This window comes from Streptomyces sp. GC420 (genome assembly GCF_009916105.1).
GTDB lineage: Bacteria > Actinomycetota > Actinomycetes > Streptomycetales > Streptomycetaceae > Streptomyces.
Window position 1 is genome coordinate 23,298 of the sequence record NZ_JAAAXQ010000006.1, and the last position, 15,095, is coordinate 38,392.

Genomic DNA, 15,095 nt, shown 5'->3' on the forward strand with positions numbered 1-15,095 from the left:
CCGGTCACGGAGCCGGGTGCGCGCAGTGGGAGGCGCCGGTCCGCTCGACGGCCGGATTGCCGCCCCACCGCGCACCCGGCGGGACGTCCTCGCCCTTCATGAGGAAGGAGTCGGCGGCGAGTTCGGCACCGTCGCCCAGCGTCACGCCGTAGTGGACGAAGGCGCCGACGCCGAGCGTGCAGCCGGCGCCGATCGTGACGTGGTCGGACTTGAACGTGCCGTCCTCCTGGGAGTGGCACTGGATCTTGCTGCCCGCGTTCAGTGTTGCGTCGCTGCCGATGGCGGTGAGCGTCCGCTCGGTGATGAAGCAGCCGTCATCGAAGACCCTGCGGCCGATCCGGACGCCCATCAGCCGCCAGACGACGTTCTTGAACGGAGTGCCGTTGAACACGATGAGGTGTCTGTCGGGCACCTTCCACAGGCGCTCGTGCCACCAGAAGTACGGGTCGTAGATGGAGCACAGCTGCGGACGCAGTCCGCCGAACCGCAGGACGGCGCGCTCCACGAGGACGAAGTAGAGGGCGGTGAAGACCACGCCGGACGCGACGGACGCGGCGATCAGCAGTTGTCCGGCGGCGCTGCCCGGGTCGTACGCGGTGACGGCGGCGGCGCCGATCACCAGGAGCCCGAAGGAGTGCAGCCACCGCAGGACCAGGAACTGGCCCATCGAGCGCAGGTTGTAGCGGTTCTTGGCGGCCAGTCGGCGGCGCTGCTCGTCGCCGGTCCGCAGGTGGTCGAAGCGGGTGTCGCGCTCCACCGAGCGGGGGATCTCGAAGGGGGGAGAGCCGAGCAGCCCCACTCCCTCGCGCACGTGCCCGTCGAGCGGCACCATCACCTTCGTCGCCAGGAGGCAGTCGTCGCCCGTCCTGCCCCCCGCGGGATAGGCGATGTTGTTGCCGAGGAAGTTGTGCGGTCCGATCGACACCCGTGCCAGGCGGAACGAGGTGCTCGAGTACTCGGCGTTGAGGACCGACAGCCCGTCGGCGACCATCGTGCCCCTGCCGACGGACGTCAGGACCGGGCTCTCGTGCTTCAGTTCGGTGCCGAAGTTCGAACCGGTCTGCTCGACGTGCGAGAGGTCGTAGCCGATGGCCCGCAGGTAGTGGACGATGTAGGAGCTGTCGCCGAACAGCCAGGTGAACAGCTTGATGTTGCTCGCCACGGCGACTGCGCGGTGCACCGAGTAGTGGAACCCGTACAGCGGATAGACCCGGCCCGGGCGGACCAGCAGGTTCGTCAGGCGGGGCAGGACGGTCACGGCGGCGAGGCCGGCGGTCAGGAGGCCGAAGAACAGCACGAAGGACAGGACCAGCGCCTTGCCGTAGAACCAACCCGAAGTGACGCCGTGTACGGCGGGATCGAACAGCGTGGGCATGTCCGGCAGCCAGGCGAACAGCATGTACGAGCCGCCGACGGACAGCGGCAGGTACACGAGGAACAGCTGGAGCAGGGTGACGAGGCCGTAGGCCGCCCGGCGCGCCGTGCCGCAGTCCGCAGGTGCGATCCCCGGAAGGCTCACGTCCGTCCGCTGGGCCGGAGAGCCGTGCCACCGCTGGCCCGCCGGGACCGACACGCCCCGGTGCAGTGCGGACGCGTGGCCGAGCTGCGCCCCGTCGCCCATCACGGTGTCGATGTCGATCACGGTCCGCTCACCGACGAGTACGTCCCTGCCCAGGACGACCGGGCCGGTCTGGATGCGCCCGGCGTGAGCCCGGTAGCAGAGGAGAGCGCAGTCCTTGCGGATCACGGTGCCCGCGCCGACCGTGAGCAGGTCGGTGCAGACCGGCACGGTGCGGGTGAGGATCGTGACCCCCCTGCCGATGCGTGCACCGAGGGCCCGCAGGTACAGCACGTACAACGGGTTGCCGACGAGGAGGACCATGGGGTTGGCGTGGAGCAGCACCCTGACGGTCCACAGGCGGAGGTAGGCCGGCCCCCACACCGGGAACTCGCCGGGTTTCCAGCGGCCGACGAGCATCCACTTGGCCGCGACCGGCAGGGCGCAGGCGCCGGCGAAGACGGCACCGCCGAAGACGGCCGAACGCAGGTAGACGCCGGCCACTCCCTTGCCGCCGGAGACCCAGGAGTAGCCGCGTGCGAGGACGATCCCGGTGAACAGGCAGTAGCCGCAGAAGAACAGCAACTGTGCCGTCCCGCACAGCACATACCGTCGTGTGCCGTGCGCGGACGGTGTCTGCTCCGGGGTGCGGACCGGTTCCGGGGCCGGTGGGGGCGGGCTGTCCGCGAGGGCCTGCGCGAGCGAGCGGATCGTCGGGTGCCGGTAGATGTCCCTCATCGACACCGACGGCAGATCCGCCCGTTTCCTGACCCGGGCACAGAAGTGCGCCATCAGCAGTGAGTTGGCGCCGAGGTCGTCGAAGAAGTGGCTGTCGACCGGGACCCGGTCGACGCGCACCACGTCGGCCAGCAGCTCGGCGAGGGTCGTCTCGGTGCCGGCCGCCGCGTCGGTGCGTCCGCTCGCGGTGGCCGCGGGCTCGGGCGGAACGGCCGTGGAGACCTCGCTGGATTTTCCCGCCACGTGAACTCCTCGGGGGTGATGGTCACAGCCTGTGGGTGCGGTGCGGTTCATTGCGTGTGCCGGCTGCCGGGACGAAGGGTTCCCGCAAGGGCTCCGTGCTCTTCGGTCGCATGCCCGCGGGCCCGTGCGGCAGCCTCCTCGCACGACGGGGTCGGCGGCCGCGGCCTGCGGCGGCCCTGCTTCTGCGTCTGCTGTCGGAGGGCCGCGAGCAGCGGGCTGGCCCACAACCGGCGGGGTTGCGGCGATGCCGAAAAAGTGGGGTGCAAGGGGACGGGATCTGCGCTGCCGCACACCAGGGGGTCACGCAGGTGCCGGTGTGCCGTGATGATGCCGGGTGACGTATCGTCACCGCCGGTCCCGGACGATTCATGGACGACGTGTTACGCGGCAGCCTTTGCCGTGGCTGGGAAATCCGCGTTGTGGTCGACCGCATTCTGCTGCGCCTGGTACTCGCTGGGGTATATCTCACTCGGCGTCTTCATCGGATTCGGCCTCCGTGGTGAGAGCTACCGGACAAGGCGCAGGCACATCGCGGCGGAATCAGCGTTCCGGCGGGGTGTCGCACCGTTGCACCGTGCATTCCGCCGCGCGCCTTGCGCCCGTGCGACACGTGTCCCACCCACCATGCTGCTCGCGGTGCAGACAGCCCGCAAACGCGGTGATCATTCCGTATTTCCGGCTGGGGGGAGACATCGGCGGGAGCATCGGCATTCGGTCGGCCTTGACGCCGAAGCGGTGCCGCTCCGCCGACGGTGCCCGTCCAAGGCGCTGCGCAACTGCGACCGTCTCCGCGTACTTCGCAGTGTCCGGAGTGCGGCCACGGTCGCGGGTGAGGTGCTGAGATCCGTCGGCCTCCAGGACGACGCGCTGCCCATGAGGCAGCGGCAGGAGGAAATCCGTCCGGGAGCGCAGCAACGCCTCGCGGCCGCGCTCTCGCACGGTCCTGTGGTACCAGCGCAACCGCACTTCGGGCAGGAGAGCCGGATCCCCGGGGGACGGCCCGGGAATCTGGTGGTAGGCGACGAAGAGGTTCTTCCGGCGTTCCGAGTTGCGCGGCAGGCTCTTGAGGAGTCGCAATTCGGCTGTATCAACGCCGGGCAACTGTGTCCGTCGGCGGCGTGCACGGCGCAGTCCGAAAAGGACCGCGACCGGGTAGCGGCCGTTGGCTGCGGTACCCCAACCCGGCGAGCTCCGCAGGCTCCGGCTGCGCGGTGTGACCCCGGGCACGGGGCCGGCCCATCTCAGCCGACCCGACCGAAATGAGGAGGCTGGCTCGCGCACGGCCGCATAGTGCCGTTGCCAGTCCGCCAGCCACTCCGGGTTCCAGTGGCAGGCCCGCGGACTCCACTTCACGCGGTTGCCGACGCCGCGGGCATGCGGGGTCGACTGCGGTGCGGTTCGCTGCCGAGCAGTTCAGTTCTGGGTCGGTGTTGGTTCGCTTCGCCACTGCCTGGGGAGGGCGGGTGGTTTCTTGACTGTGGTGGCGAGGGCGGTGACCGCGCTTCGGGTCCAGGAGTACTGGGCTTTTACGCGTGTTGTCCGGTCGTCGGAGGCGGGGTAGCCGAATGCGCCGTCGGTGTTCTGCTGGGCGATGAGGAAGGCGATGGCGTCCTGGGTGATGCGGTGCCGGCCCCATCCGTTCTGGGCAAGGGTACGGATGGTCGCTGCGATCTGGCCGAGGTGGTAGGTCTCCAGGGACTCGTGCAGGGAGACAGCGGAGTTCAAGGGGTAGGCACGCTGTTCACGGTGCGTGGCTTGCCGGGGAATGAATGCCGCGGTGGACGGGCTGATGAGACCGAGGCCGATCAGCTGGTTGACACCGTCGGCAATGTCGGCAGGGATGCTGTCGAGGGAGCTGACCACGTCAGCTGTCGCCTTGAGGAAGTCGTCCAGGGAGGGGCATGCGGCTCCTGCTGCGCGGAGGGCGAGGCTGAGCTCTCCTGCGACTTCCATGCCCTGTTCCTGCCAGAAGGCCGGGTTCGCGTCGGCGAGGTGTGCTGCGTAGTACTCGAGTACCGGCCGGGCGAGGTGGTGTTGCTGGATTGCGGCGGCCCCGACAGCGGCGGCCGTGACTCCGGCAAGCCCCACGCGGGGGTCCTGGGCCATGCTCTCGTTGCACAGCCACACGACCGCGCGCCTCAGGGGCATCTCGACGGAAACTCTGGCGGTCGGCGGGTGGGGGAGTGGCCTGACGGGGCGTCGGGGGCTTCGCTCGAGCAGGCCGGCCAGGGCGGCGACGATGGTGGTGTGGTAGCCCTCTGCCCAGCTCCGGAAGTAGTTGTCTCCGCCGTGGATCCCGGGGTGGAGGATGCCTTCAGGGCCGTTCATGCGTCCGCTGTCCTCCTGGACGGACTCCAGGAAGGCCCAGGCCCGGTCTGCCGCGTGGGAGTCGGTGGCACCGAGGCAGTACAGGCAGCACAGAAGCTCGCCGACCAGGTCGGCGTTCGCACGGGCTTCGGCCAGGACGAGGAGGGCCTCGAGGAGTTCGACACCCTCGCCGGGGTGGTATCCGCGAGGCCACACGGGCTCACGCAGGCCGAAGTCCGTGACGTAGAAGATTGTGTGAGTGATGGCGTAGACGTCGCGGTCGGCCAGCTTGAGGACGTTCGGACGGCGGCACAGGATCGTGAACGGCAGGACATCGTCCATGGATGTCAGGCCGTGTTCGATGCCGCACAGGTACAGGGTGTGGAGCAGGTCGAGCTGCCTGTACGGAACGCGCTCGAACGCTGCCGCATATCCGCCGTGAGTGGCCTGTTGAATGATGCGCTTGAATTCCGGGTCCTCACGGCCGCAGAGCCGCAGTGCCGCGTAGGTCCCCGCATACAGCAGCAGAGCTGTCTCGTCCCGGGCAATCATCTCTCGATAGGAGGGTTGCCGGGCGACGTCCTCAACCTGCTGAAGAATGGCCGCATAGTCACCGTCAAGGGGCGCATCATCGAGCCGGGCACGCAGCCCCACCAGAAAAGCCGTCTCGATCAGAGCTTTGCGGGTGAACAGCACACTGTCGGGCTGAGCGTTGCGCGGATCCAGCAGATCCCGGCGCGCAGCGAGCCAGGCAACCGCCCGGTCCTCCACCGCGCGCCTTCGAGATGACCGGACGCCGGGTTCTTCTGTTTCCACCGTGTTCCTCCCGGCAGTCACCTTGATCAGCGATCGTTCAGCTGTCTGCGGGCGCAGGGGCGTCCGCTACCTCGTTGGCGACGACCAGGACGTAGCGCTCCCAGGCCAGCACATAGCCTGCGACATCGTCCAGTTGGCTGACCTGGCCGACGACGCGCTCCAGGGGAACGCTGAGATCGACCAGGCCGCTGGTCCTGAGGAAATCCAGCGCTTTGCGCGCGTCAACCGGCGGGGGACAGGACATGGCGAACCTCCTGCTAGAAAGTCCAGCATTTCCCCTCTACTATCTTCCCCCTGGCCATGGCAGCGGAATATGCGTGCGATAACTCATATAGTCACACCACTCCGCTCGGATTTCCCATATAAGGCTCCAGCGAGCCTCCCAGTAAAATACTGGATGGCGCCCACCTGCTCGTCAGATCCAAGCGGCCGCCGAGGCCGGCTGCCAGGGCCTGGGCGCGCAGACCGGCGGGACTCCCTGCCTGCCGCGCACGAGCTCGTCAGATCGTGGTGACACCGAAGCTCTTGAGCTTGCGGTACAACGACGAGCGCGCGATCCCGAGTATCGCCGCTGCCTGGACGCGGTTTCCGTTGGCGTCGTGGAGGGCCTTGATGATGGCGTCGCGCTCGATGGCCTCCATACCGGTGAGTCGGCGCCGGGCCGCGTCGTGGCAGTACCCCGGCAGGTCCTCTGGCTGGATCTCCCCGACGGGGCGTCTGAGCAGCGTCGCGGTCAGGGCTTCCTCGAGCTGCCTGATGTTGTGGGGCCATGTGTAGCGGCAGATCACCCGGAGCGCCGCCGGGCTGACCCGGGTGTCCCTCTTTCCGGAGATCTTGTTGAGCACCTGGGCGACCACTGCGGGGATGTCCTCGCTGCGGTGGCGCAGCGGCGGCACCGTCACGGCCTGCTGGAAGTGCACCAGAAGGTCGTGGAACGGCAGATCGGAGTCGATGTTGGCGTCGGAGAGCGTGGCGGCGACGTAGACGGGCCGGTCGCTGTCGGCCAGGGCGAGCAGGAAGGTGTTGAGCCGTTCGACGCCGTCCGTCGAGAGCTGGTCGATGTTCCTGAAGATGTACAGCGTCGGGAGGGCTGTCGCCTCCAGGGCGGTCTCGGCATCGGCGTCGGCGTAGCTCGAGCGCGAGATGTCGACCGCGTCGATGAGCAGGCTTCGCCCGCGGGGATTGACACGATGGTAGATCTCGGCGACGAGTGAGAACTTGCCCGTGCCGGTCTCTCCCATGACCAGCAGCGCCTCATGGCGGGACAGGGCCGAGGCGATGTCGCCGCACGCCCTCCTCCACAGGGGTGACCGGCCACTGCCGCTCAGCGTGGACGGTGTGAGGAGCTGCGACAGGCTCAGGTTCGCCCCGGTGCCCATCCGCGGGGTGCGGACTGCCTCCTCGGCGACCGGGGAGCCCGGCCCGGGGGCAGTGCCCTCCGCGATCAGGGCGACCTCGACGACGATGCCGACCACGTCGTGTCCTGCGGTGATGCGGGTGCCGCGGACGCGGACGACCTTGCCCGTGTTCAGTTCGAGCTGGTCCACGGCGCGATCCTGTCGGCTCATGAGGTGTCGCGCGTGGTCATGGACGGTCTGCTGTTCCCCCGGCGTGAGCAGCACGTGGGCGAAGGCGTTGGCCATCGTCACGGATCCGCCGAGTGCCATGACGGCGTCGCGCGACCGCGCGTCGGTACGGACGAACGTCTCGAAGAGGGCCTGCTGACTATGGCTGCGGTCGATCAGCAGGTTGCGTTCGATCTCGTGGACGGCCGACCTCACCAGCGAGTGCATCAGCGGATTCGAGTGCTCGGTCAGGCAGCTGATGTCGAGCACTCCCTCGATACGGCCGCTGAGCGGATCCCGCACGGGAGCTCCCGAACACGCGAAGGGCTGCAGGCATTCGTGGAAGTGCTCCGGTCCCACGATCTGGACCGGCTGGCCGGACTCGAAGACGGTGCCGACGCCGTTCGTCCCGATCCCGCGCTCCGCGTATTCGAAGCCGGGGGCGAAGGAGACGTTGTCCAGCATCAGCCCGATCGTCCGGGCCGTGTCGACACGGGTCAGCACCCGGGCCTTCCCGTCGGTCAGGGCGATGCTGAGCGGAATGTCCGCTGTCTCCTCGCTCAACCGGTCGATGATCGGCCGTGAGCAGCGGACCAGCCGGCTGGACATGTCCAGGTCGGTGTGGAAGGTCGCCTGAGAGGCGGTTGCGTCCACACCGGCTGTCCGCGAGCGCTGCCACGACGCGACCACGACATCGGGGACCGCACCCTCCACAGCCGATCCGGAGGTGAGAAACCCGGTGCGTGCGGCGGCGATCACGACTCGCCGGTCGGCAGCTTCCATCTGGCACCCCTTCGCAGGTGGGGATCCTTCGATCTTCTCGACCGGAACACTCCCAGGGAAGGGCCGGGAGCAGAACCGGAGACCGGTGCAACTGTCCGAATGTGGGACACGCCGCCCGCCGGGCGAGGCCGCACATTTGTCGCCAGCCCTCCTGGGAGCCGCCCGCAGGAGTTTCTGCATCACCCCTCATCCCTCGGATAACCCTAAGGGAACCCTCATGCAACGTCTGATCAACATCGACAATGGTGGAACCCTCACCGACATCTGCGTCTGGGACGGACAGGACTTCACCTACACCAAGACGCTGACCACGCCGTTCGACCTGTCCAAGTGCCTCTTCGACGGCATCACCAAGGCGTCGGAGGCGATCCACGGGGTCGCCGACATCGAGGCTCTGCTGCACAGCACACGGCACATCCGGTACTCGACCACCCAGGGAACCAACGCCCTGGTGGAGCGCAAGGGTCCCCGCATCGGGCTCATCACCGACGATCCGGCAGTCGTCGGGGAGCTGCGATCCACCGGGGGCGAGGCCGGTCTCTTCGACGACCTCGTCGGCACCCGGGTCGCGGTCATCGATCCCCGCGCGGACGAGGAGTCCCTCGGCTTCGACCTCGTGCAGCGGGTCAACAAGCTGACGACCGACGGCGCCGCCCGCATCGTGGTCGCGGTCGGTGACGCCGGCGGCCAGGACGAGCGCCGTCTGCGCGGCATTCTGCTGCGCAAGTTCCCCCGGCATCTGCTGGGCTCGGTGCCGATCCTCTACTCCTGGGAGCTCACCGCGGACCGCGTGCGTGCGCGGCGGATCTGGTCCGCGGTGATCAACGCCTTCCTGCACCCGACGATGGAACGATTCCTGTACCACGCCGAGGACCGCCTCCGCTCGCACCGCGTCCGGAATCCGCTGCTCATCTACCGCAACGACGGGGCCTCCTCCAGGGTGGCCAAGTCGGTGGCGCTCAAGACGTACTCCTCGGGTCCGCGCGGCGGCCTTGAGGGGACCCGTGCCCTGGCCAGGGCGTACGGCCTCAAACACGTCCTGATGATCGACGTCGGGGGAACGACCACCGATGTCGGATCCGTCAAGGACTCCCGGATCGAAGTCGACCGCCGCGGCTCGATCGAGGGCGTGCCGATCTCGTTCCCCATGAGCAACGTCCACTCGACCGGGGTCGGCGGCAGCTCGGTCATCACCGTCCGGGACGGCGGGATCACGGTCGGGCCGGAGAGCGTCGGTGCGGCGCCCGGGCCCGCCTGCTTCGGGTTCGGTGGCAAGAGCGCCACCATCACCGACGTCAATCTGCTGCTCGGTGTCCTCGACCCCACGACCTACCTGGACGGCGGGTTCAGCCTGGACGCGGAGCGTTCGAAGGCCGCCGTCACCGCGACGGTCGCCGAACCGCTGGGCATCACCCTCGAGGAGGCACTCGTCCGGATGGAGGCGGCGTACTTCGCCACCATGGCGGACGCGTTCGCCGACGCGATCGAGGACGCCTCGCAGACGACCATCGCGGCCTTCGGCGGCGCCGGCCCGATGAGCGCCTGCGGCGCGGCCCGGCTGGGCGGCGTCAAGACCGTACTCGTCCCGAAGCTCGCGGCGGTCTTCTCAGCGTTCGGGATCAGCTTCTCCGACATCGGACAGAGCTACGAGGCCGGCCTTCCGGAACCCTCGGCCGCGGCGGCCGCAGTGGTGCACGACTCGCTGCTGGAGCGCGCCGAGCGCGACATGTTCCAGGAAGGGCACGAACTGGTCTCGTGCGTCCAGGAGTGGAGCATGGTCGTGGAGGAGCAGGACGGCACACTGGTCTCCGAGGTCCCCTACGCATACGGCGACGTCCCCGAGGTCGGTCCCGGCCGTCACGGTTCGCTCAGGCTCACGGTCACCGCCGCACTGCCTCATGCCGATCTCGCCGGCAACGAGGCGCTCGCCCCCGTGCCGGCCGTCGCATCGGGCACCCGGCGGGTGCGCGCGAGCGCGGACCGGGTGGAGGACGTGCCCGTCTACTCGCTCGTGGAGCAGCAGCCCGGTGCCACCGCCGCGGGCCCGGCCATCGTCGAGGGCCCCTTCTTCACTGCCCGTGTCCTGGAGGACTGGCAGCTCCACGTCACGGCCGGCGGCGACCTGATGCTCACCGACACCCGCCGACTGTGAATCCCCCGGCTCGCGAAAGGCCAGATCACCATGCGCGTACCCATGACCGAATACCTGCTCATCGACCTGGACACCGAGCGATGGATGTGCCGGGTCTGTGACCACGACCTCGGCGACGCCCGCGGCAACTACAAGGAGGGGACGCTGGTCTACGACCGCGACCCGCGCGAGATCCACCAGCCGATCATCGACCCGCAGCGGTACGAGTTCACGTTCTCCCCGGACCCGGCGTACTGCCGCATCCTCGAGTTCTACTGCCCCGGCTGCGCCACCCAGATGGAGACCGAGTACGTGCCGCCGGGGCACCCGCCGGCCGTCGACATGCTCTGGGACATCGACGCGCTGCGCGCCCAGTGGCAGGAGCGCGGCACCGACCCCATGACGGCCGTCGCGTACGGGCCCGGCGAGGACGTCCAGCGGCACAGCCACGCCGCCGACGCCCACTGACAACTCAGCCAGAAAGGAGACCGTCACATGAAGCGCATCTCCGTCGACATCGGCGGCACGTTCACCGACTGCTTCTTCGTCTGGGACGAGAGTTACGTCGAGGCCAAGGCGCTGACCACCCATCACAATCTGGCACTCGGCTTCAACGAGGCGCTGGACCTGGCCTGTTCACGGGCCGGCCTGGACCGCGACCAGGTTCTCTCCGAGGTCGACTCCGTGCGTTACGCGACCACGCTCGGTACCAACGCGCTCATCGAACGCAAGGGCCCCAAGGTCGGCGCCATCGTGACGCACGGATTCGAGGACACCATCCCCCTGTCCCGGGGCCGCGGCTACGGCGAAGGGCTGGACCCTTCCATGCAGCAGAACCTGCCGGCGGCCGAGCGCCCGGAACCGCTCGTGGCCCGGCAGCTCATCCGCTCGGTCAAGGAGCGTGTCAACTCCGCGGGCAAGGTCGTCGTCCCCCTCCACGAGAAGGACGTGCGCAGCATGGTGCGCGAACTCGTGGACGCCGGCGCCGAGGCGCTTGTCGTCTCGCTCACCAACGCCACCGAGAACCCCGAACACGAACTGAGGATCCAGGAGATCATCCTCGAGGAGTACCCGCCGCACGAACTCGGTGCCATCCCCGTCCTGCTGGGACATCAGGTGTCCGGTCGCAAGGGCGAGTACGTGCGCGCGACGTCCACGATCGTGGACGGATTTCTCCACGAGATCATGTTCCACGCCCTGAGCCAGCTCGCGAACAACCTGCGCGAGTCCGGTTACGACAAGCCGATGCTGGTCATCCACAACTCCGGCGGCATGGCGCAGATGAACTCCACGGACGCCCTGCAGACGATCCACTCCGGTCCCATCGCCGGCGTCGGAGCCGCCGAGCACCTGTCCGCCGAGACCGGGATCGGTCACGTCATCTCCACCGACATGGGCGGCACCTCCTTCGACATCGGCCTGGTCCCCGAGGGGGGTGTCAAGCACTACGACTTCCAGCCGACGATCGACCGCTGGCTGGTGTCCGTGCCGATGATCCACCTGCTGACGCTGGGGGCCGGAGGCGGCTCCATCGCCTCGTACGACCGTATCCACAAGGGCGTGAAGCTCGGTCCGGAGTCGGCGGGCTCCGATCCCGGCCCGGCGTGTTACGACCGCGGCGGGCTGCGGGCCACCGTCACCGACGCCGACCTGCTGCTCGGATACCTCGACCCGGACAACTACGCCAACGGATTCATCAAGCTCAACCCCAAGCGGTCCGTCTTCGCGATCGAGGAGACGCTCTGCGACGAACTCGACATGGACGTCATCCAGGCGGCCAAGGAGATCAAGCGCGGTGTCGACGAGCAGATGGCCATCGGCATCGCCAAGGAGCTACGGGTACGGGGCTATCTCCCCGAGGACTTCACCATGCTCGCCTACGGCGGCAACGGTCCGCTGCACGCCTGCGGAATCGCCGACCACGCGGGAATCAGGAAGATTCTCGCGCCACCGTTCGCCTCGGTGTTCTCCGCCCTCGGCGCCGGCAACATGAAGCAGCTGCACATCCACGAACGCGGCGCTCACGTGGTGATGTACAACGCCACGACGCGGGCGCTGTACGACCGGTACGACGAGTTCAACACCATCGTGGAGGAACTCGAGACCAAGGGCCGGGAGGACCTGGTGCGCCAGGGCTTCGACCCCGCGGACGTGCGCTACCGGCTCGAGATGGACATGCGCTACGGCAACCAGCTCGTCACGACCGCCGTCGTGTTCGACATCAACCGGATCCACGGAGTCGGCGATGTCCTGCACATGATCCGGACCTTCTCCGACATCTACGGCCAGCGCTACGGCGAGGGTTCCGAGGCACCCGAAGCCGGCATCCGTGTCCAGACCATCCGCGTCGCCTCGTTCGTCGACGGCGACGTCGTGAAGTTCGACTCCCTCGAGTACGCGGGCGAGCGCACGGTGCCGGCACCGGTGGACCACCGCGAGGTCCATTTCGTCGGCGTGGACGAGCCGGTCAGCACGCCGATCTTCGACGCCGGTGCGCTGACCCACCGGCACAGGATCCCCGGCCCGGCCATCGTCACCACCGAGAACACCACCTACCTCGTAGAACCCGGCTGGTGTCTGGAGCCCACGCCGCAAGGCGCCGTGTGGTTCCTGCGCGACTGAGCCCCACAGACCTCAAGGAGTAGCGAAATGACTGCCATACACGAGTCTCCGGGCTCCGGACTGACGGCCCAGGAGCAGAGTTGGGTCGACCAGTTCATGGACGAGACGACCCTCTTCCTCGGCCCCGACCGGGAGATCATGCGCTCCCACCACATCGCGCCCCGCTCGGTGCTGGAGGAGGAGTGCATCGCCAGGGGCATCGATCCGCTGCAGATCGACCGCATCCGCAAGCGGCTCGCCGGCGCCCTCGACGAGGGCTACGAGATGTGCGAGGCCATGGGGGCGGCACCCGGCGCCAAGTGGGGCGATCTCACCACTGCCGTCTACACGGCCGCCGGTGACGTCACCTACCTGTCCTGCCACGGTGTGATCGCCTTCTCGGCGATCCTGCACCACCCGATCCGGTACATCATGAAGTACTGGAAGGACGAACCGACGGTGGGCATCCACCCCGGCGACGGCTTCATCCACAACGACGCCCGCTACGGCAACGTGCACAACACCGACCAGTCCATGATCATGCCGGTCATCCGCAACGGCCAGGTCATCGCCTGGGTCGCCGCCACGATCCACGAGGGTGAGAACGGTGCCTGCGAACCCGGCGGCATGCCCTCCGGCTCCGAGACGCCGTTCGACGACGGGCTGCGCATGAGCCCGTTCAAGATCGTCGAGCGGGGTGAGCTGCGCCGCGACCTGCTCACTTTCCTCCAGCACTCCGTCCGAGACCCCAAGCTGCAACTCGCCGACCTGAAGGTCAAGATCGGTGCGGTGCAGCGCATCATGGAGCGCATCGACCTGCTGATCGACGAAGTCGGGGTCGAGACCTTCGTCGCCGCGCTGCGCGTCACCGTCGAGGACGTCGAGGCGGAGGTCCGCCGCAGGATCAGGGAACTGCCGGACGGCACGGTCCGGTTCAACCAGTTCATGGACTCCACGCTCAAGGAGAACATCCTCATCAAGTTCGCCTGCAAGGTGACCGTCAAGGGCGACAAGATGACGGTCGACCTGCGAGGGACGGGGCCGGAGATCCTCAACCGAGCCATCAACTCCCCGCTGTGCTCGGTGAAGTCGATGTTCATGCAGGCGATCCTGGCCTTCTGGTGGCCGGACCTGCCCCGGTGCACCTCGGCGATGAGCCCGATCGAGATCATCTCCGACGAGCACACCTGGGCCGACGCCGGCTACGACGCGCCGATGGGGCAGTCGCTCCAGGCGTCCTTCCGCGGCTTCTCCGCACTGCAGTCGTCCTGGGCGAAGCTGCAGTTCGCGAATCCGGAGAAGTTCTCCAATGTGATCGCTCCCTGGTTCAACCAGATCAACACCTTCCTGTGGGGCGGTGTCACCCAGCACGGCGACCAGGTCGGCAACCTCTGCGCGGACCTGAACGGGATGCCGGGCGGGGCCAAGCCCTTCCTGGACGGCGAGGACGCCGTGTCCCCGCTGTTCTGCGCCATGGCCGACACGGCCGAGCAGGAGGTCATGGAGGAGGAGGTCCCCTTCATGCAGCTGGTGTCCAAGCGCCTCGTCCGCGACAACATGGGCTTCGGCAAGCACACCGGCGGCATGGGCTACGAGATGATCGTCGCCAGCGAGGGAACACCGCTGTGGGGATTCATGACCGTGACCTCCGGAGCCAAGTTCTCCTCGGTGTACGGCATGTTCGGCGGCTACGGCTGCGGCACCTACCCGCTCGCACGCGTCAAGGGCATCAACGTCTACGACATTCTGCGCAAGGACCCCGGTCGCTTCGATCTGTCGATCGAGAAGGTCATGAACGAACAGCCCTTCGAGGGCGGCCGGTACATGACCGACCACATGGGGCTGCAGTTCGACGTCGCCAAGGACGGCGAGCTGTACATGATGAGCCAGGGGGCCGGCGGCGGCTACGGCGATGTCCTGGAGCGGGACCCGCTCGCCGTGGTCAAGGACGTCGAACTGAAGCGGATCAGCGAGAAGGTGGCCCGGGACATCTTCGCGGTCGCCTTCGATCCGGACACCTTCATCCTGGACGCCGAGGAGACGAAGGAACTTCGCGCCCAGGCCCGCAGGGACCGGCTCGAGCGAGGCAAGCCGTACGCCGAGTTCGTCAAGGAGTTCGTCACCGCCGAGCCCCCCGAGGAACTGCTCTACTACGGCTCCTGGGGCGACGACACCGAGGATCTGACCGCCACGGTGTTCGGCATCGACGGACCCGAGCGAGTCACCGCCCCGATCACGCAGATGCCGATCGTCATGCTTCCGGACCGCCGGGACCTGAAGGTCGCCCAGCTCGAAGCCCGGGTACGGGAGCTGGAGGACAAGCACGGAGAAGAGGTCCACCGCAAGTCCTGAC

General features: G+C 67.9%; 8 protein-coding genes. 4 read left to right on the plus strand and 4 right to left on the minus strand.

The genetic code is table 11. The features are described from left to right. Positions 1-4: 4 nt before the first annotated feature. From GUY61_RS01755 to GUY61_RS01770, 4 genes are all read right to left on the minus strand, one after another. The gene (locus tag GUY61_RS01755; protein ID WP_313896457.1) at positions 5-2,539 is read right to left on the minus strand and encodes a Pls/PosA family non-ribosomal peptide synthetase; all 2,535 of its coding nucleotides are present in this window, start codon (positions 2,537-2,539) and stop codon (positions 5-7) included. 1,413 nt (positions 2,540-3,952) lie between these two features. Next, entirely contained in the window at positions 3,953-5,662 is a 1,710-nt protein-coding gene (locus GUY61_RS01760; protein WP_313896459.1) for a DUF6895 family protein, read from the minus strand. A gap of 37 nt (positions 5,663-5,699) precedes the next feature. Further along, the gene (locus tag GUY61_RS01765) at positions 5,700-5,906 is read right to left on the minus strand and encodes a hypothetical protein (protein ID WP_166628240.1); all 207 of its coding nucleotides are present in this window, start codon (positions 5,904-5,906) and stop codon (positions 5,700-5,702) included. Between the two features lie 256 nt (positions 5,907-6,162). Beyond that, a complete protein-coding gene (locus tag GUY61_RS01770) occupies positions 6,163-8,010 on the minus strand; it encodes a sigma-54-dependent Fis family transcriptional regulator (RefSeq protein ID WP_166628241.1) in 1,848 nt (615 codons plus the stop codon). 217 nt (positions 8,011-8,227) lie between these two features. Here GUY61_RS01770 and GUY61_RS01775 point away from each other — a divergent pair, with 217 nt between their 5' ends. Genes GUY61_RS01775 through GUY61_RS01790 form a run of 4 tightly spaced genes read left to right on the plus strand, consistent with a single transcriptional unit; the run spans position 8,228 to position 15,094 of the window. Then, a complete protein-coding gene (locus GUY61_RS01775; protein ID WP_166628242.1) occupies positions 8,228-10,162 on the plus strand; it encodes a hydantoinase/oxoprolinase family protein in 1,935 nt (644 codons plus the stop codon). A 42-nt stretch (positions 10,163-10,204) separates the two neighbouring features. Continuing rightward, on the plus strand, positions 10,205-10,609 hold the full coding sequence (locus GUY61_RS01780; RefSeq protein WP_208105430.1) for an acetone carboxylase subunit gamma: 405 nt from the start codon (positions 10,205-10,207) through the stop codon (positions 10,607-10,609). Positions 10,610-10,636: 27 nt separating this feature from the next. Next, positions 10,637-12,763, plus strand: coding sequence for a hydantoinase/oxoprolinase family protein (locus tag GUY61_RS01785; protein ID WP_166628244.1), 2,127 nt, complete (start codon positions 10,637-10,639; stop codon positions 12,761-12,763). A 27-nt stretch (positions 12,764-12,790) separates the two neighbouring features. Next, entirely contained in the window at positions 12,791-15,094 is a 2,304-nt protein-coding gene (locus GUY61_RS01790; protein ID WP_166628245.1) for a hydantoinase B/oxoprolinase family protein, read from the plus strand. Position 15,095: the final 1 nt, after the last annotated feature.

Bases quoted from the DNA above. Each gene is read 5' to 3' on its own strand.
- GUY61_RS01765 (WP_166628240.1), bottom strand. From the start codon at position 5,906: ATGTCCTGTCCCCCGCCGGTTGACGCGCGCAAAGCGCTGGATTTCCTC.
- GUY61_RS01770 (WP_166628241.1), bottom strand. From the start codon at position 8,010: ATGGAAGCTGCCGACCGGCGAGTCGTGATCGCCGCCGCACGCACCGGG.
- GUY61_RS01775 (WP_166628242.1), top strand. From the start codon at position 8,228: ATGCAACGTCTGATCAACATCGACAATGGTGGAACCCTCACCGACATC.
- GUY61_RS01780 (WP_208105430.1), top strand. From the start codon at position 10,205: ATGACCGAATACCTGCTCATCGACCTGGACACCGAGCGATGGATGTGC.
- GUY61_RS01785 (WP_166628244.1), top strand. From the start codon at position 10,637: ATGAAGCGCATCTCCGTCGACATCGGCGGCACGTTCACCGACTGCTTC.
- GUY61_RS01790 (WP_166628245.1), top strand. From the start codon at position 12,791: ATGACTGCCATACACGAGTCTCCGGGCTCCGGACTGACGGCCCAGGAG.